The sequence below is a fragment of the Tabrizicola sp. genome (assembly GCF_041911175.1).
Classification (GTDB): domain Bacteria; phylum Pseudomonadota; class Alphaproteobacteria; order Rhodobacterales; family Rhodobacteraceae; genus Tabrizicola.
In genome coordinates, this window is record NZ_JAYRPN010000149.1 from 1 (window position 1) to 15,921 (window position 15,921).

At 65.7% G+C, this 15,921-nt stretch carries 16 protein-coding genes; 4 read left to right on the top strand and 12 right to left on the bottom strand.

Going from position 1 to position 15,921, the window contains the following annotated elements:
- The 3 genes from ACE3P6_RS20310 to ACE3P6_RS20320 form a co-directional block, all read right to left on the bottom strand.
- Positions 1-898, bottom strand: an 898-nt coding sequence (locus ACE3P6_RS20310) for an aldehyde dehydrogenase family protein (RefSeq protein ID WP_374398241.1), incomplete at its 3' end; no start/stop codon positions are given.
- A 4-nt stretch (positions 899-902) separates the two neighbouring features.
- Positions 903-1,805, bottom strand: a complete 903-nt coding sequence (locus tag ACE3P6_RS20315; protein WP_374398242.1) for a dihydrodipicolinate synthase family protein — start codon at positions 1,803-1,805, stop codon at positions 903-905.
- Positions 1,802-2,524, bottom strand: a complete 723-nt coding sequence (locus tag ACE3P6_RS20320) for a GntR family transcriptional regulator (protein ID WP_374398243.1) — start codon at positions 2,522-2,524, stop codon at positions 1,802-1,804. The genes ACE3P6_RS20315 and ACE3P6_RS20320 overlap by 4 nt, the downstream gene beginning before the upstream one ends.
- Positions 2,525-2,659: 135 nt before the next feature.
- Between ACE3P6_RS20320 and ACE3P6_RS20325 the strand changes: the two genes are divergently transcribed.
- The 4 genes from ACE3P6_RS20325 to ACE3P6_RS20340 all read left to right on the top strand — a co-directional run bounded on the left by ACE3P6_RS20325 (position 2,660) and on the right by ACE3P6_RS20340 (position 6,696).
- Entirely contained in the window at positions 2,660-3,730 is a 1,071-nt protein-coding gene (locus tag ACE3P6_RS20325) for a glycine betaine/L-proline ABC transporter ATP-binding protein (protein WP_374398244.1), read from the top strand.
- Positions 3,730-4,668, top strand: a complete 939-nt coding sequence (locus tag ACE3P6_RS20330) for an ABC transporter permease (protein ID WP_374398245.1) — start codon at positions 3,730-3,732, stop codon at positions 4,666-4,668. Before ACE3P6_RS20325 ends, ACE3P6_RS20330 begins: the two co-directional genes overlap by 1 nt.
- A 22-nt stretch (positions 4,669-4,690) precedes the next feature.
- Positions 4,691-5,680, top strand: coding sequence for a glycine betaine/L-proline ABC transporter substrate-binding protein ProX (gene proX, locus ACE3P6_RS20335; RefSeq protein WP_374398246.1), 990 nt, complete (start codon positions 4,691-4,693; stop codon positions 5,678-5,680).
- 65 nt (positions 5,681-5,745) lie between these two features.
- Positions 5,746-6,696, top strand: coding sequence for a GlxA family transcriptional regulator (locus tag ACE3P6_RS20340; RefSeq protein ID WP_374398247.1), 951 nt, complete (start codon positions 5,746-5,748; stop codon positions 6,694-6,696).
- 41 nt (positions 6,697-6,737) lie between these two features.
- Here ACE3P6_RS20340 and ACE3P6_RS20345 read toward each other — a convergent pair whose 3' ends face one another.
- The 9 genes from ACE3P6_RS20345 to fnrL all read right to left on the bottom strand — a co-directional run bounded on the left by ACE3P6_RS20345 (position 6,738) and on the right by fnrL (position 15,882).
- Positions 6,738-7,667: an ABC transporter substrate-binding protein gene (locus ACE3P6_RS20345; protein ID WP_374398248.1), complete on the bottom strand. Its 930-nt coding sequence runs from the start codon at positions 7,665-7,667 to the stop codon at positions 6,738-6,740.
- A 77-nt stretch (positions 7,668-7,744) separates the two neighbouring features.
- The gene (locus ACE3P6_RS20350; protein WP_374398249.1) at positions 7,745-8,749 is read right to left on the bottom strand and encodes an ABC transporter permease; all 1,005 of its coding nucleotides are present in this window, start codon (positions 8,747-8,749) and stop codon (positions 7,745-7,747) included.
- A 12-nt stretch (positions 8,750-8,761) separates the two neighbouring features.
- Positions 8,762-10,285 carry a sugar ABC transporter ATP-binding protein gene (locus tag ACE3P6_RS20355; protein WP_374398250.1) on the bottom strand — a complete coding sequence of 508 codons (1,524 nt, stop codon included), beginning with the start codon at positions 10,283-10,285 and terminating at the stop codon, positions 8,762-8,764.
- A gap of 78 nt (positions 10,286-10,363) precedes the next feature.
- Positions 10,364-10,675: a MocE family 2Fe-2S type ferredoxin gene (locus tag ACE3P6_RS20360; protein WP_374398251.1), complete on the bottom strand. Its 312-nt coding sequence runs from the start codon at positions 10,673-10,675 to the stop codon at positions 10,364-10,366.
- 17 nt (positions 10,676-10,692) lie between these two features.
- Positions 10,693-11,631, bottom strand: coding sequence for a substrate-binding domain-containing protein (locus tag ACE3P6_RS20365; RefSeq protein ID WP_374398252.1), 939 nt, complete (start codon positions 11,629-11,631; stop codon positions 10,693-10,695).
- A gap of 76 nt (positions 11,632-11,707) precedes the next feature.
- Positions 11,708-12,718: a sterol desaturase family protein gene (locus ACE3P6_RS20370; RefSeq protein ID WP_374398253.1), complete on the bottom strand. Its 1,011-nt coding sequence runs from the start codon at positions 12,716-12,718 to the stop codon at positions 11,708-11,710.
- Positions 12,719-13,100: 382 nt separating this feature from the next.
- Positions 13,101-14,102 (bottom strand): LacI family DNA-binding transcriptional regulator, encoded by a 1,002-nt coding sequence (locus tag ACE3P6_RS20375; RefSeq protein WP_374398254.1) that lies wholly within the window; start codon positions 14,100-14,102, stop codon positions 13,101-13,103.
- A 58-nt stretch (positions 14,103-14,160) separates the two neighbouring features.
- Positions 14,161-14,946 carry a 3-methyl-2-oxobutanoate hydroxymethyltransferase gene (locus ACE3P6_RS20380; protein WP_374398255.1) on the bottom strand — a complete coding sequence of 262 codons (786 nt, stop codon included), beginning with the start codon at positions 14,944-14,946 and terminating at the stop codon, positions 14,161-14,163.
- Between the two features lie 198 nt (positions 14,947-15,144).
- Positions 15,145-15,882: a transcriptional regulator FnrL gene (gene fnrL, locus ACE3P6_RS20385; protein ID WP_374398256.1), complete on the bottom strand. Its 738-nt coding sequence runs from the start codon at positions 15,880-15,882 to the stop codon at positions 15,145-15,147.
- Positions 15,883-15,921: the final 39 nt, after the last annotated feature.

Consider the following 15,921-nt stretch of genomic DNA (forward strand, 5'->3'; position numbering starts at 1 on the left):
CGCCCATGTTCCAGAAGGCGCCGTTGACGACATGGGCGGCGACGCGGTCGAGGTTCTCGGCGTCGTCGAGGACCACGGCGGGGTTCTTGCCGCCCATCTCCAGCGTGACTTCCTTGAGGTTGGACTCGGCCGCGTAGCGCAGGAAGCGGCGGCCGGTTTCCGTGCTTCCGGTGAAGGAGACGGCGTCGATGTCCATGTGGCGGCCGATGGGTTCGCCCACCTCCGGCCCCGTGCCGGGGACGACGTTGAAAACGCCCGCAGGGATGCCGGCCTCCATCGCGAGTTCGGCCATGCGGAGAGTGGTCAGCGGGGTTTCCTCGGCGGGTTTGACGATGACCGAACAACCGGCGGCGAGGGCGGGGCCGATCTTCCAGGCGAGCATCAGGAGCGGGAAGTTCCAGGGCAGGACGAGGCCGACGACGCCGACGGGTTCGCGGACGATCATGGCGATGTGGTTGTCGCTGGCAGGGGCGACCTGGTCGTAGATCTTGTCGATCAGTTCGGCGTGCCAGGTCAGGCAGTTGATCGTTTCCGGCACGTCGACCTGTTCGCAGTCGTAGATCGTCTTGCCGCTGTCGAGGCTTTCCAGCACGGCAAGTTCGCGGGCGTTGCGCTTCACCAGCTTCGCCAGCTTGATCAGCACCTCTTTCCGTTCCTTCGGATGCAGGCGCGACCAGCGGCCATCCTCGAAGGCGTCGCGGGCCTTCTGGACCGCGAGGTCCACATCCTCGGGCCCGCAGGCGGCGACCTTGGCCAGCACCGCGCCGGTGGCGGGGTTCAGGGTGTCGAAGGTCTTGCCGCTGATCGCCGGGCGGAAGTGGCCGTCGATGAAGGCGGTGGTCGGGAAGGTGAGACCGGCGGCGATGGCCTTGTATTCTTCGGTGGTGAGAAGGGACATGGGGCTACTCCGCGACGATCTGGGCGATGGTGGTCTTGAGGACGCGCACGGTCTGTTCCAGCTGGCGCTTGTCGTCCTTGTTCAGGCCTTTGAGCGGCGGGCGCGGCGGACCGGCATACTGGCCCATCATCTCGCAGCCATGCTTGATGCACTGGATGAACTTGCCGCCCTGTTCCAGGACCCGCATCAGGGGCATCAGCGCTGACATGATCCGGCGGCCCTTGTCGAAATTGCCTTCGACCGCGCAGGCCTTGTAGAGCGCGAGATGTTCGCCGGGCAGGAAGTTCGAGCCGCCGCAGACCCAGCTGCGCGCGCCCCAGGCGAAGAATTCCAGCGCCTGGTCGTCCATGCCACAGGACATCTGGATATGCGGGTAGTCGCGGGCCAGCAGGTGGACGCGGTTGATGTCGCCCGAGGATTCCTTGATGGCGCAGAAATTGGCGGAGCGGCCCACACGGTCGAGGAATTCCTCGCCCATGCTGATGCCCATCCGGCCCGGGTAGTTGTAAAGCATGATCGGCAGGTCGGCGGCGCGGTCGATGGTGAGCGCGCTCAGCGCGTTTTCCTGCTCGGTCGGAACCGAATAGGGCGGCGAGCCGACGAGGACTGAGTCGGCGCCGATCTTGGCCGCGTGTTCGGCCATCGTGATCGAATCCTCCAGCCGGATCGCCACGGTGCCGACCATCAGATGCGTGCGGCCCTTGGTGACGTCGCGGGCGAGGGAGGCCATCTCCAGCCGTTCCTGCATCGACTGGGCGTAGTACTCGCCGGTCGAGCCGCCGTTGATGATGCCGTGGACGCCCTGGCCGATCAGGTATTCCAGTTGGGCGACGAAAGCGTCGTGGTCGATGCTGCCATCCTCACGATGCGGGGTGATGGCAGGGGTATAGATGCCTTCGAATCTCATGAGGCTCCTCGTTTTTCGGTAACGCCCGGCGCGCGGCCCAGCGGGATGGTCATGCTTATGGGGGTGACGAAGCTTTCGATCTGGGCGCGCGACAGTTCCCAGTGGGCGACGGCCAGGTCGGCTGCCGCCTCGTCGTCGCCCGCTTCGATCAGGGCGATGAACTGGTCGTGCTGGTCGGCGGCCTCGGCCGAGACGCAGGCCATTTCGGCTTTGCGGGGATCGTAGAAGGTCATCCCGATGCGGGTGTGGTCGATCAGCAGGCGGCGGAGCGATGGCAACAGGAATTCGTTGTCCGCCATCTCGCCGATGATGGAATGGAAGCGTTCGTTGCCGACCGCGCGTTCTGCCGCATTGCCGTTCCGAATCGTCTGGCGGAAGGCCCATTGGCATTCCTTCAGCTTCACCAGCTGCGCGGGGGTGCGGTAGAGCGCCGCAAGCCGGGTCACACCGGCATAGATCATCGGGGCCGCAACGAAGAAGTTGCGCATCGTCTTGTGTGTCATCGGCGCAACCTGCGCGCCGCGATTCTCGTGCAGGACGACATAGCCTTCGCCGGCCAGCTGGCGCAGCACCTCGCGCAGGGGCGGCCGGGATATGCCATAGGTTTCAGCGAGTTCGGTTTCATCCAGGTAGACGCCGGGCTCCAAAGCCTCGGTCAGGACCCGGCGGCGCAGGTCCTCGATGCATTGCGTCTTCTTGCTGCGGGAATCGGTGTCCACGGGTCTCTCCTGCCTGACTTCAGCCTGTCTTCATGGTGAATCAGGTAGCCTGCCGTCTGTGTAGTCGGCTAAAATACATATTGTCTACAGAAAACTTTTGTGATTGTAGTTTGGCATCTGGGGGAGAGAATCTGCATGGCTGATGCCCGTGAGGACGTGATCCGCTGCGAAGGGATCTGGAAGATATTCGGCGACAAGTCGCGCCAGGCGATGGAGGCCGTGCGGTCCAAGGGCCTGTCGAAGAAGGCGATCCGCGAGGAGTTCGACTGCGTGGTGGGGGTGCAGGATGCGTCCTTCAGCGTGGGCCGGGGCGAGATCTTCTGCATCATGGGCCTCAGCGGCTCGGGCAAGTCGACGCTGATCCGCCATATCAACCGGCTGATCGAGCCGACCTCGGGGACGGTGTTCATAGAGGGCCAGAACGTCAACGCGATGAACGCCGAGGCGCTGCGCAAGCTGCGGGCGGAAAAGATCGGCATGGTGTTCCAGTCGATGGCGCTGATGCCGCACCGGACTGTGCGCGACAACGTGGCGTTTTCGCTGGAGGTACGGGGCGTGTCCGAGGCCGAGCGGGCCCGCGTCGCGGCGAAAGCCATCGACATGGTGGACCTGACGGGCTGGGACCGGAAATATCCGGACGAGCTGTCGGGGGGCATGCAGCAGCGGGTGGGCCTGGCCCGGGCACTGGCGGCGGACCCGACGATCCTGCTGATGGACGAACCTTTCAGCGCCTTGGATCCGCTGATCCGGCGGCAGTTGCAGGGCACCTTCATGGAACTGTCGGCGGAACTGCACAAGACCACCGTCTTCATCACCCATGACCTGGACGAGGCGATCCGCATCGGCGACCGCATCGCGATCATGAAGGACGGGGTGCTGGTGCAGATCGGCACGCCGGAAGAGATCGTGACCAAGCCCGCCGACGGTTATGTGGCGGATTTCGTGGCCGGGATTTCCAAGCTGGACCTGGTGACGGCGGCGCGGATCATGCAGCCCTTTGGCGCCTATGCGCAGGCGCAGGGGCCGCAGGACACCGGCGACTGGCCGGTGGGCAAGCCCGAGATGAACCTGAACGAACTCGTCGACCTTGCCGTCGGCACCGACCACCCGATCCTGATCGCGGCCGATGGCAAGCCGGTCGGCGTGGTGACCAAGCGCGCGCTTCTGCGTGGCATCCAAGGACGCGACGAAGAGAGGGCTGCGTGATGGCGGACGACGGTTTCAACTGGCTGAACCCATTCGCCTCGGTCGACCTGGGCATCGCGACCTGGGCCGACGGGATCAAGCACTGGGCGATCTCGCACCGCGAGATGATCCAGCCGATCAAGCAGTTCTTCGAGACGGTGATCGTCGGCATCGAGAGTGCGTTGCAGGCGACCCCGCCGGTGGTGATGCTGGTGCTGCTGGTGCTGATCGCCTGGCAGGCCGCCGGGCGGCGCGGGGCCATCGTGGTGGGCGCCTGCCTGGGGATCCTGGGGCTGCTGGCGCCCGAGGCCTGGGGTCTGGCGATGACGACGCTGGCGATCGTCGTGGCCTCGGTCATCCTGTGCGTTCTGATCGGGCTGCCGCTGGGGGTGCTTGCGGGCAAGAGCGACCGGTTCGAGGGGTTCATCCGCCCGGTGCTGGACACGATGCAGACCATCCCGGCCTTCGTCTACCTCGTCCCCGTCGTGATGATGATCGGGATCGGCAACGTGTCGGGCGTGATCGTGACGATCATCTTCGCGCTGCCGCCACTGGTGCGGCTGACCTCGCTGGGGATCCGGGGGGTGAACCCCAGCGTGGTCGAGGCGGCGCGGGCGTTCGGCGCAAGCCCGGGGCAAATCCTGCGCAAGGTCGAGCTGCCGCTGGCGACGCCGACCATCCTGGCCGGGCTGAACCAGACGATCATGCTTTCCCTCTCGATGGTGGTCATCGCCTCGATGATCTCGGTCAAAGGGCTGGGCAACGAAGTGCTGCGGGCGATGGGGCGGCTGGATGCGGGCAAGGCCATCGTCGGCGGCCTGGGCATCGTGATGCTGGCCATCGTGCTGGACCGGATCACCCAGGGGCTTGGCCGGTCGGGCCGGGACCGCGGGCATCGCCATTGGTGGGAAACCGGCCCGGTGGGCCTGGTCGCCGCCATGTTCAAGAAGACCACCTGACAACCAAACTGGGAGACAAGGAATGAAACTTTTCGCAACCACCGCCCTGGCGCTGGCGCTCGCCGTCCCCGCCTTCGCGCAGGACGCCGACAAGCCCGGCGCAGGCGTGACCGTGCGCCCGATCATGCCGACGCAGATCGAAGAGCACATGCAGCACCTGATCCTGTTCAAGGCGCTGGAAGACCTTGGCTATACCATCGCCACCCCGAACGAGGCTGAATACCAGACCATGCACCTGGCCGTGGGTGCGGGCGATGCCGACTTCATGGCGGTGAGCTGGAACGTGCTGCACGACGCCTTCTACCAGGAAGCGGGCGGCGATGCGGTGATGTCGAAGGTCGGCACCTACATCGACGGCGCGATCCAGGGCTACATGGTCGACGAAGACAGCTACAAGGCGGGCGTCACCGACCTGTCGATGCTGAAGGACCCGGAAATCGCCAAGCGCTTCGACGCCGACGGCGACGGCAAGGCCGACCTCGCGGGCTGCATCCCCGGCTGGGGCTGCGAGCGGGTGATCGAGACGCATCTCGACGCGCTTGGTCTGCGCGACACCGTCACCCACAACCAGGGCGCCTATCCGGCGATGATCGCCGACGCGATGGCGCGCAAGGAAAACGGCGGGTCGATCCTGTATTATACCTGGGTGCCCTACTGGGTCGCCGGTGAGCTGGTTCCGGGCAAGGATGCCGAATGGCTGACGGTTCCCGAGGGCACCCCGCTGCCCGACGGCGCGACCGCGAACACGGTGTTCGACGGCAAGAACCTGGGCTTCGCGGTCGACTCGATCCGCATCGTCGCCCGCAACGACTTCCTGGAGGCCAACCCGGCCGCCAAGGCGCTGTTCGAAGCGGCGAAGCTGGACATCAACGACGTCTCGGCCGAAGCGCTGCGCATCTCCAAGGGCGAGGACAAGCCCGAGGACCTGCAGCGCCACGCCGACGAGTGGATCGCTGCGCACCAGGCCGACTACGATTCCTGGCTGGCTGCGGCCCGCGCTGCGGCGAAGTGATGCCTGACAGATGACGGCGAAGGGTCGCCTTCCGGGGCGGCCCTTTTGCATGTAGGATAGGCGCCATGAGCGAGACCCAGCACTTCAGCTTCTTCCTCTTGCCGGAATTCACCCATATCGCCTTTTCCTGCGCGCTGGAGCCCTTGCGGATCGCCAACCTGGTCTCGGGCCAGTCGCTGTATCGCTGGACGCTGGCCAGCGCGGATGGCAGGACCGCCACCTGCTCGAACGGATCGGTGACGCTGACCGAGGCGGGGCTGGAGCCGACCCGGCACGCCGACCGGCTGTTCGTGATCTCGGGCGTCGACGTGCAGTCCCACACCACGGCGCCGGTACTGAACTGGCTGCGGCGCGAGCGGGCATCGGGCACGCCATTGGGCGCGATCTGTTCGGGGGCCTATGTGCTGGCGAAGGCGGGATTCCTGGACGGGGTGGAGACGGCGGTGCACTGGGCCTGGCACGACCTGTTCACCGAGGAATTCCCCGACGTGCGTCTGGTCCGCAACGTCTTCGTCGCGAAGGAAAGGATCATCACCGCATCGGGCGGGACGGCGGCGGCAGACCTGATGCTGCACCTGATCGGCAAGGCGCATGGGGCCGACCTTGCGACCGAAGTCGCGGACCAGATGGTCTACAACGCCGTGCGCGAAGGCTCGGCAGCGCAACGGGTGTCGATCCAGTCACGGCACGGGATGCGCAACGAACACCTCAAGCGCGCCATCGCGATCATGGAGGCCAGCATAGAGGCCCCGGACTCCCCCAGCCTGATCGCCGATGAGCTGGGGATTTCCACGCGGCAGCTGGAACGGCTGTTCGCACGCTACCTGAACTCGACGCCCAAGCATTATTTCATGGAGATGCGGCTGAACCGCGCGCAGAATCTGCTGGTGCAGACCGAGCAATCGGTGACGGAAATCGCGATGGCCTGCGGATTCCAGTCGACCTCGCATTTCTCGAAGGTCTACCGCAGCCATTTCGGACGCTCGCCGCTGGTGCAGCGCGCCAAGATCGGCTGAGGGTCCCCTCCCCCGGGCGGGCCGGAGAAGGGGATGCCGGATCAGTCGTACAGAACCGCCGCGATCTGCGGGTCGGCCATGTTGGTCTTGTCATACCAGTAGAAGCCGGTGTCGATGACCTTGGGCAGGGTTTCGCCCTTGATCGCCTTCGCCAGGCTGTCGACGACGCACTGGCCGATGCCAACCGGGTTCTGCGTGATCGAGCCGATGAGGGTGCCGTCCGTGATGGCATCCTTCTGGCTCTTGCCGCTGTCGAAGCCGACGCCAACGATCTTCGCGCCGGTTTCCTTGATCGCGACGGCAAGCCCGATGGCCGAGCCTTCGTTCGAGGCGAAGATACCCTTGATGTCGGGGTTGGCCTGCAGCATCGCCTTGACGTTGTCGGCGGCCTTCAGCGCGTCGTTGGCGTATTGCACGTCGACGACCTCGATCTTCGGATAGGCTTCCTTGATCCGGTTGAGGAAGCCGTCGCGGCGCCCGATCCCGGTGGCCGAAGTCTGGTCATGGATCACCGCGGCGATCTTGCCTTCCTCGCCGATGGCCTTGGCCAGCCCGTCCGCAGCAGCAGCGGCCGCCGCCATGTTGTCGGTGGTGCAGGTCGTCAGCGGCAGGTCGCTTTCCACGCCCGAGTCGAAAGCGACGATGGGGATGCCCGCATCGGCGGCCTTCTGCAGCGCCGGAACCTGCGCCTGGCTGTCCAGAGCGGCAAAGCCCAGGCCCTGCGGGTTTTTGGCGATGGCGGCGTTCAGGATGTCGGTCTGCTTGTCGATCTCGGCCTCGGTGTTCGGGCCCTCGAAGGTGATCGTCACGCCGTCGCGCGCGGCGGCTTCCTCGGCACCCGCCTTCACGGCCTGCCAGAACTGGTGGCTGAAGCCCTTTGCGATGATCGGGAAATAGACGTCATCCGCGAAGGCGGGCGCGCCGATGGCGAGGCCGAGGGCCAGCGCCGAAGTCAGGATGGTCTTCTTCATGTCTCAACTCCCTAAGTTGGAACCGGCGCGATGCTTCGCGTCCGGGTGGTCTGGTCTTGTGGTTCTTGTCTCTCCCTTCAGGCTTTCTTGCGCAGGACGATGTCGATGAAGACGGCGACGATGATGATCACGCCGGTCACGACGATCTTCCATTCCTCCAGGACGCCCATCACCCGAAGGCCGTTGGTGAGGACCGACATGATGAAGGCACCGATGATCGTGCCGATCACCGTGCCGCGCCCGCCCGCAAGCGAGGTGCCCCCGATGACAGCGGCGGCGATGGCGTCAAGCTCGTAGCCGAGGCCGAGCGCGGGCTGGGCCGAGTTCAGGCGTGAGGAGACGATCAGCCCGGCGATGCCGCAGATGCCGCCGCAGATTGCGTAGGTCAGGATCTTCCAGCGGTCGACGTTGATGCCGGAAAGCCGCGCGGCCTCTTCGTTCGAGCCGAGGGCAAAGATCATCCGCCCGATGATGGTGCGGTTCAGCACGATCGAGGCGATGATGGCGACGATGAACATGATCATCACGCCGTTCGGGATTTCGACGCCGGGGATCAGCTTGGAGATCGTGCTTTCCGGCGACAGGAGGCCGTAGTTCGGCGTGTCGTTGAAGTAGATCGGCTTGGCCCCCGAGAAGACCAGCGCGAGGCCGCGGGCGATCTGCATCATGCCGAGGGTGGCGATGAAGGGCGGGATCTTCAGCTTGGCGATGGTCGCGCCCGAAATCGCCCCCATGAAAGCGCCCGAGGCAATGGCGCCGAGGATGCCGATGGGAAGCGGCATCCCGAGGTTGGTCAGGATGATCCCGGCCATCACGGCGGTCAGCGTCATCATCGTGCCGACCGACAGGTCGATCCCGCCCGAAATGATCACGAAGGTCACCGCCACGCCGAGGACGCCGTTGACGGCGGTCGCCTGCATGATGCCGACCATGTTCGCCCCGGTGGCGAAGTTCGAGGCGAAGGCGCTGAAGAAGGCCAGAAGTGCGATCAGCACGACGAAGGCCACCGCCTTCTGCAGTGTCTGGGTGGTGAAAAAGCCGGGCCTGGTGCTGGCGGCGGGCTGGACGGCGGTGTCGGTCATGGTTCCCCCTGTTCAGGCTGCCGCGCCGGAGCGTTGCGTCGCCAGCGTCATGATGTCTTCCTGGCTTGCCGTGCGGCCGTCGAGTTCGCCGGTGATCCGGCCTTCGCACATGACGGCGATGCGGTGCGACAGGCGCAGCACCTCGGGCAGTTCCGAGGAGATCACGATGATGGCCTTTCCTCCCGCCGCCAGGTCTTCCAGCAGCCGGTAGATTTCCGCCTTGGCGCCGACGTCGATGCCGCGGGTCGGTTCGTCGAAGATCAGGATGTCGCAGTCGCGCAAGAGCCACTTGGCGATGACCACCTTCTGCTGGTTGCCGCCCGACAGCAGCCGGGTTTCCTGGTGGATATGCGGGGTCTTGACCTTGAGCTTGCGGACATAGTCCTCGGCCACCCGGCCCAGCGCGTCATCCTGCATGAAGAGGCCGCCGGAGAGGAAGCGGCGCCAGCTTGCCATCGTCACGTTGTCGCGGACCGACATGCCGGTGACGAGGCCGAAATGCTTGCGGTCTTCGGAAAGGTAGGCGATGCCCTGCGCCACCGCATCGGCAGGGGTGCCGATCTTCTGCGCCCGCCCGTGGATGTGGATGGTGCCGCTGTCCAAAGGATCGGCGCCGAAGATAGCGCGGGCAACCTCGGTCCGGCCCGCGCCCATCAGGCCCGCAAAGCCCAGGATTTCGCCCTTCTTCAGCGCGAAGCTGACGTTGCGGATCATGGTGCCCCGGTTCAGGCCTTCGACGCGCAGGACTTCCTCTGCCGTGCCGGTGCCGGTGGCGCGGTGCTGGTCGGCCAGTTCACGGCCCACCATGAGCTGGATGATGGTGGACATGGGCGTCGCGGCGGCGGGAAGGGTGTCGATATACTGCCCGTCGCGCATCACGGTGACGCGGTCGGCGATGCGCTTCACCTCGTCCATCTTGTGCGTGATGTAGACCACGCCGACGCCGTTGGCTTTCAGGTCCTCGATCACGGCAAACAGGTGCTCCACCTCGGTCTCGTTCAGGGCGGAGGTCGGTTCGTCCATCACCAGCACGCGGGCGTTGTAGGACAGCGCCTTGGCGATCTCGACCAGTTGCTGGCGGGCGACGGTCATGTGGCCGACCTCGGCTGCGGGGTCGATCTGGACCTTCATCCGTTTGAAGATGGCCGCCGCGTCGCGTTTCAGCTTGGCCTCGTCGACGAAAATGCCCAGGCCCTTGCGGGGTTCGCGCCCGATGAAGATGTTCTGCGCGGCGGTCAGGTGGTTCATCAGGAACAGTTCCTGATGGATGATGCTGATCCCCAAGGCCTGCGCGGCGTGCGGGGTTGGCAGGGTGACCGGCTGGCCGTCGACGCGGATTTCGCCGCCGTCGGGCTGGTAGACCCCGGTCAGGATCTTCATCAGCGTCGACTTGCCCGCGCCATTTTCGCCCATCAGGGCATGGACCTCGCCGGGGCGCAGGTCGAAATGGACGCCTTGCAGGGCGCGGACGCCGGGGAAGGATTTCTCCACACCCCGCATCTCGACCAGGGGCGCGGCGGTTGGCTGGTCCGTCACGGTTTTCCCTCCCCAACCCGCCGACCTTTCAAGGCCGTTCCTCCCGGGCTGTTAGCGCTGACCTTGCGTCAGGCGGTTTCAGATTTCAATCAGGATGCGCGTGCCGTCGACCCGCGCCGGATAGGTCCGCAGGTTGACGCAGGCGGGAAGCCGCTTGGCCTCGCCGGTGCGGATGTCGAAGATGCCGGAGTGCTTGGGGCATTCGATCTCGTAGTCCATCACCATGCCCCCGCTCAGGTGGACGGCCTCATGCGTGCAAAGGCCGTCGGAGCAGAACACCTCCTCCCCGGTCATCCGGTAGACCGCGAAGGTGCGGCCCTGAAGGTCGACGCGGCGCACGCCCTCTTCCTCGATCTCGTCCAGCCCGCAGGCGTCGGTCCAGCTTGGCATCTTCGTCTCCTGAGCGGTCAATTCTTGCCGAGGTAGTCGGCCATGTTGGCAGGCGTCACCAGCTCGAAGGGGATGTAGGTGACACGGTCCACCGGCTCGCCCTTCGCCAGTTTCAGCGCCACGTCGACGCCGCCACCGCCCTGCGCCTTGGCGTTCTGGAACACGGTCACGTCCAGGTCACCCGCCTGCATGAACTGCAGCGCGTCCGCCGTGGCATCGACCCCGACGACCACCACATCCTCCATCGGCACGTTGGCCGCCTTGAGCGCCAGGATCGCCCCGATGGCGCTGTCGTCGTGGTTGGCGAAGACCACGTCCGGCACCTCGCCGGTCGAGAGCCAGTTGGTCATCAGGTTCCCGGCATTGTCGCGCGACCATTCCGACGACTGCTTGTCGAGGATCGTGATGAAGTTGCACATGTCGATGCCGACCACATCCTCGACATCCTTGGTGCGCTGCAGCGCCGCCTGGTGCGAGAGCGAGCCCATGATGATGTAGCCCTTGGCATCGGTCTTGTGCTGCGCGCGGAGGAGCTTGCAGGCCTCGAAAGCGCCCAGCGTGCCGGATTCGATCTCGTTCGAGCCGACATAGACCTGGCTTGCAGGCAGTGCCGACAGATCCTGGGGCTCCAGGTTGACATAGACCAGCGGGATGCCTGCGGCCTCGGCGGCGGCGGTGATCGCGGGCGAGGCGGCGGTATCGACCAGCGTCACGATGATCGCGTCGACACCGTTGGCGATGAAGTTGTTGATCTGGTCCAGCTGCTTGGCGCTGTCGTTCTGCGCGTCCTCGACCTGCACATCGACGCCGACTTCCCCGGCGCGGGCCTCGATGCCCTGACGCAGCAGGGTCTGGAAGTTGTTGTCGAAGTTCACGATCGAGACGCCGAGGGTTTCGGCCGAGGCTTGCGAGGCGATAAGCGCGAGGGCGCTGGCGGCGAGCAGTCTGGTCTTCATGGGGTCCTCTCCCTTCGGGGCATGGCTTCGCCGGTCGCCGAAGCGGCGGTCTGGCCGTTCAAGCGTTTGGTATGGATCAGGCGGCGGGTTTGGCGTTGGCCTTCGCCTTGCGGCGCTGGTAGCGGGCGTTCATCAGCGCATCGCCTGCTTTCGAGCCGTCGTGGAAGGTGCCGAACCAGCGGTCGAGCGGGATGAGACCGTCGCCGTAGTTCACCTCGAAATACTTGTGGTGCAGGTAGTGGATGAAGGCATGGCTATCCAGCGCCTTGTCCTCGGTCACTTCCATCTTGTCGAAGCCGATATGGCCGACCACCGCCCCGAAGCCCGCGAAGTTCAGCTGGTAGATCGCCAGCAGCGGATGCGAGGGGATGATGAAGTGATAGGCAGCGGTCGCGAAGTAGAGGAGATGCTCGACCGGGTGCATCGACAGCGACGACCAAGGCGAGGGGTTGACCGAGTTGTGGTGCACCGAATGGACGTGCTTGTAGAGGAAGGGGATGTGGATCAGCCGGTGGATCAGGAAGAAATGCACCTCGTGCAGCACCGGCAGGAACAGCCAGACGCAGAAGAGATACCAGTAGTTTCCGGTCAGACTGACCCAGGGGCCGATGTCGTTGGCCCAGGCCCAAAGCACCAGCACCTCCCAGGCGGTCCAGATCGGCACGCCGGTGCCGAAGCCGCGGATGATGCTGTCGATGGTCTGGCTCTGGAACATGAAGGCGGTGGATTTGTGCTCGGACGGCCATTTCGCGTTGTACTTGAAGCGGGTTCCCTGTGCGCGGCGGACGTAGAGATGCAGTTCCAGCGCGCCGTAGAACAGGAAGACAGCGATGGCGTTGACCGCGAAGAGCCAGAGCACCCAACCCCATTGCAGGCTGGTCATGGCCTCCTTCTCAGGCACCACCCAGGCCCACCAGGCAATGGCGCTGGCCGTCCACATCAGGTTCCAGGGCAGGAAATAGCCCGGCAGCCACTTCAGGATCGCCAGCGGGCGCGGCGGAAAGCTCCAGATCGGCGCGACCTGCGCGGGTTCGTTCGGCGTGTAGTCGCCGCGCTTGTTGTGGGTGCCGAATTTGGTGTCGTCCATCGCCTGTGATCCCCTTCGTATCCGGTCGGGCGGTGCCCCGCCCGACCGCAGTTTGCGGGAGAACCTTCCCTTGGGAGGAAGCCCTGCTGCCGCCGGTCGCCCGCTGCCGGGCGTCGCTTGCGTTGTTCTTGCATCCCCGCCGTCTCCCCCGGCGGGACAAACCTTCCCCGGCAGAGCTGAGCCCCGCCGATAGCGACAACCTGACGCGGCGGGTCCGGGGGACGCAACGGCTTTCTTCATTTCGCGTCAGATAATGCATCACTATGCATCGCATCGGCACATCCCGACATCTGCCGCAACGTTTCGGCGGGACGGCGTGAGACAATCTGATTGCGACATGGCGCCGCAGCTTCCGCGCGTCCCGGTGATTCGCCTCGAAGGGTCAGGCCGGGGTGCCGAAGACCGGCAGGTTGAAGCGGGTGTAGACCCCGAAATCCAGCAGCCGCTCGGCCCCCTGTTTCGCGGGTTCGCTGTCACCGGCCAGCGCAAGGGCGGTCGACAACAGCTCGCGCGGGTCGCCCGCCAGTGCGAAGTCGATCTCTCCGGCGCGGAGCAGCGGCGCCGTCACCGGGTTCACCTCATGCCCCACGACCAGCATGTCCTGCGCCCGGCCCGCCGCCCGCAGCGCCTCGGCCAGGCCCAGATTGCCGCCACCGACATTGTAAAGCGCCCCGAGCGCGGGCTGATCGCGCAACAGGCGGGCGACGGCATGGCGGGTCAGCTCGGCGCTGTCTTCACCCTGCACCTCGCCCGAGATGACGACCTTGGGGAAGTTGGCGCGAAGCCCGGTGCGGAAGCCGATTTCGCGGTCTTCGTGGCAGCGGAAGGCCGGACTGCCCAGCACGACGCCGACGGGGGTGGGCCGGTCGCCCAGCATCCGACCGATCAGGAAGGCGGCGGTCTGGCCGACGGCGCGGTCATCGAGCCCGACGAAGGCATCGCGGGCGGAAGGGGCGAGGTCCGAGATCACCGCGATGACCCGCTTGCCGCGCGCCCTGGCAGCGGAGAGGACGGCGGTGATCCGGTCCGAGGACTTGATCGTCACGATCAGCGGGCGCGAGGCGTCCTTGCACAGGCTTTCGACCACCCGCAGCACACTGGCATCGTCGGCCAAGTGCAGGTCATGGAACGCTCCCTTCGTGCCAGAGGCCGCCCAGGCCGCGCGAAGCTGGCCCATCATGCCCCGGCCCAGCCGCAGCGCGATGTCGGCCTGGACCGGTCTTGCCGCCGGATCGGCTCCCGGCGAGGAGAGTTTGCGCAGGGTTTCCTCGACCACCAGCCGCGTGCGGTCATGCACCCTGCCGCGCCCGTTCAGCGCCCGGTCGACCGTGGCCCGCGACAGGCCGGTCTCGCGCATGATGTCGGCAACAGTGACGCGACGCATGATGCATCCCATGAGGCAATTCGCCTCACGCTGCCCGAAGCTGCCCCGGCTGGCAAGGTCAGAGTGATGCGGCGCCTTTCAGGAAGGCTTCTGCCTCTGCCTCGTCCATCCAGACCTCGTGCCTGCGCTCGGGGTAGCCCTGTCGCGCAACGTCGTCGGCGAAATCACGGAACGCGGCGACCCGTTTCGCCTGCAGCTCTGCCTCCAGCGCGGCGAAATCGGTGTAGCGTTTGGAGTGGCGTGGGTAGTGGCCGGTGTTGCTGCCCAGCACATCGCAGGAGAACAGATACTGCGTGTCGCAGACCGTGCCGCAGCCCATGCCCATCGTGATCATTGGCGTCATGCGGGTGATGTGATCGGCCAGTTGCACCGGGACCACCTCGACCTCGAGGAAGGCAGCACCCGCATTCTGAATGTCGCGGGCCTTCTGCACCACTGTCAGCGCCTCGCGGGCGGTGCGACCGATGGCACGAAATCCGGTCCAGGCGGCGAGGTTCGGCACCAGCCCGACATGGCCGGTGACGGGAATGCCCTCGCGCGCCATCGCCTCGATGAAGCGGGGGGAGTGCGAGCAGTAGATCGCGTCCGCCCCCCGACGCAGCGCGTCGAACCCGGCGCGGACCGCCTCATCCGGGGTGGCGGAGGAGCCGTGCGGCATCCCGGCGGAGATCAGGGCCGAGGGCCCGGCGGCGCGGATGGCGGGTAGCGTGTGGTCGGCCTCGCAGGACAGGATGGTGATCCCTGCGGCTTCGGCGGCGGCGGCCTCGGCGGCGCTGTCGACATGAAGCTGCACCCATTTGCGGCTGCCCTTCTGCTGCAGAAGCGTGGCGACGGTGGTCTTCATGCTTGCGGTTCCCTTGCTGCGGAACCTTCCGCTAGGCGGCAGGGCATAGGGCCTGCAACGGCAAAGGGGACCGGGCCGGGCCGAATGCGTCACTCTGCGTCAAAGGGCGCGGCATGATGCCGCAACACTCCGACCCGGAACGAAGAGAAGGCAGCGAAGTGAGGCAGCCGCCGACCGGCAGCTTCCGGTGATTCGCCGTCAGACGAGCATCCCGCCGTCGCTGTCGTCGCCCGCTTCTTCCAGCAGGCGGTCCATGTCGGGGATCGAGACGTGGCGGTTGCCTTCCAGGGTGATCACCCCGTCCTTCTTCAGCGCGCTGATCTGGCGGCTGACGGTTTCCAGCGTGAGCCCCAGGTAATCCGCCATCTCCTCGCGCGTCAGCGGCAGGTCGACCGCCAGCGCCCCGGTCTTCTTCCGCAAATGCAGCGCCGAATCGCGCCGGGCGATGATGGAAATCAGCGAGGCGATCTTCTCGCGTGCGGTCTTGCGGCCCAGAAGCAGCATCCACTCCCGCGCGGCGTCGAGTTCGTCGAGCGTCATCTCCAGCAGCCGCTGGGCGATATGCGGCGTGGTGGTCATCATCTCTTCGAAGGGCTTCTTGCGGAAACAGCACATCACCAGGTCGGTCGTCGCCGTCACGTCGAAGGCCGCTGTCGACCGGCCCGGACGACCGACGAAATCCGACGGCAACAGAAGCCCGACCATCTGGCGGCGGCCGTCCTCCATCGTCTGGGTCAGCGAGGCAATGCCGGAGACAACTGAGCCCACGAATTCCATCCGGTCGCCCGACCAGATGACCGTCTGACCGGCCTGGAAGCTGCGGTAGTACTTGATCTGCTCAAGCCGACCCAGTTCCTCGGTATCGCAGCGCGCGCAGACGGCCCGATGGCGGATCGGGCAATCGCCACACTGAACGTGGACGGAATGGTCATGCATCAGGCGGCCTGTCTGTTGATTTGAGTCAAGGAGTGTCCG

Coding starts and splice junctions, on each gene's coding strand:
- ACE3P6_RS20315 (WP_374398242.1), bottom strand. CDS start 1,805: ATGAGATTCGAAGGCATCTATACCCCTGCCATCACCCCGCATCGTGAG.
- ACE3P6_RS20325 (WP_374398244.1), top strand. CDS start 2,660: ATGGCTGATGCCCGTGAGGACGTGATCCGCTGCGAAGGGATCTGGAAG.
- ACE3P6_RS20330 (WP_374398245.1), top strand. CDS start 3,730: ATGGCGGACGACGGTTTCAACTGGCTGAACCCATTCGCCTCGGTCGAC.
- proX (WP_374398246.1), top strand. CDS start 4,691: ATGAAACTTTTCGCAACCACCGCCCTGGCGCTGGCGCTCGCCGTCCCC.
- ACE3P6_RS20340 (WP_374398247.1), top strand. CDS start 5,746: ATGAGCGAGACCCAGCACTTCAGCTTCTTCCTCTTGCCGGAATTCACC.
- ACE3P6_RS20345 (WP_374398248.1), bottom strand. CDS start 7,667: ATGAAGAAGACCATCCTGACTTCGGCGCTGGCCCTCGGCCTCGCCATC.
- ACE3P6_RS20350 (WP_374398249.1), bottom strand. CDS start 8,749: ATGACCGACACCGCCGTCCAGCCCGCCGCCAGCACCAGGCCCGGCTTT.
- ACE3P6_RS20360 (WP_374398251.1), bottom strand. CDS start 10,675: ATGCCAAGCTGGACCGACGCCTGCGGGCTGGACGAGATCGAGGAAGAG.
- ACE3P6_RS20365 (WP_374398252.1), bottom strand. CDS start 11,631: ATGAAGACCAGACTGCTCGCCGCCAGCGCCCTCGCGCTTATCGCCTCG.
- ACE3P6_RS20370 (WP_374398253.1), bottom strand. CDS start 12,718: ATGGACGACACCAAATTCGGCACCCACAACAAGCGCGGCGACTACACG.
- ACE3P6_RS20375 (WP_374398254.1), bottom strand. CDS start 14,102: ATGCGTCGCGTCACTGTTGCCGACATCATGCGCGAGACCGGCCTGTCG.
- ACE3P6_RS20380 (WP_374398255.1), bottom strand. CDS start 14,946: ATGAAGACCACCGTCGCCACGCTTCTGCAGCAGAAGGGCAGCCGCAAA.
- fnrL (WP_374398256.1), bottom strand. CDS start 15,882: ATGCATGACCATTCCGTCCACGTTCAGTGTGGCGATTGCCCGATCCGC.